Below are 598 nucleotides of genomic sequence, written 5' to 3'. Positions count from 1 at the left end.
TCGAGCTCCTCGATCGGCAGCGCCAGATCGGCGGCGAGCGCGGCGTCCGTCGGGGACGGGCCCATGTCGATGCCCTCGGCGTCGATGTTCAGCTCGCGCGCGAGACCGAACAGCTCGACCAGCGTCTTACCCGCCGACGCCATGGCGTCACGCGGACGCATCGCCTGCTTGGTCTCGACGTCGACGATCAGCTTGTCGAAGTCGGTGCGCTGCTCGACACGCGTGGCCTCGACCTTGTACGTGACCTTCAGCACCGGCGAGTAGATGGAGTCGACCGGGATACGGCCGATCTCCTGGCCCACCTGCTTGTTCTGCACGGCGGAGACATAACCGCGGCCACGCTCGACCGTCAGCTCCATCTCCAGCTTGCCCTTGCCGTTGAGCGTGGCCAGGACCAGATCGGGGTTGTGGACCTCGACACCGGCCGGGGGCGCGATGTCGGCGGCGGTGACCAGACCCGGACCCTGCTTGCGCAGGTACATCACGACCGGCTCGTCGTGCTCCGAGGAGACGACCAGCTGCTTGATGTTGAGGATCAGGTCGGTGACGTCCTCCTTGACGCCCGGCACGGTGGTGAACTCGTGCAGGACACCGTCGA

At 66.7% G+C, this 598-nt stretch carries 1 protein-coding gene; it reads right to left on the bottom strand.

Annotation, left to right across the window (positions count from 1 at the left end; translation table 11 throughout):
- The coding region (locus PUR53_RS00005) for a DNA-directed RNA polymerase subunit alpha (RefSeq protein WP_329906926.1) at nt 1-598 on the bottom strand (598 nt) is incomplete at both ends.

Source organism: Streptomyces sp. SP18BB07, assembly GCF_036322545.1.
In the GTDB taxonomy this organism is placed as follows: domain Bacteria; phylum Actinomycetota; class Actinomycetes; order Streptomycetales; family Streptomycetaceae; genus Streptomyces; species Streptomyces deccanensis.
This window is presented reverse-complemented; position numbering and strand designations above follow the sequence as displayed.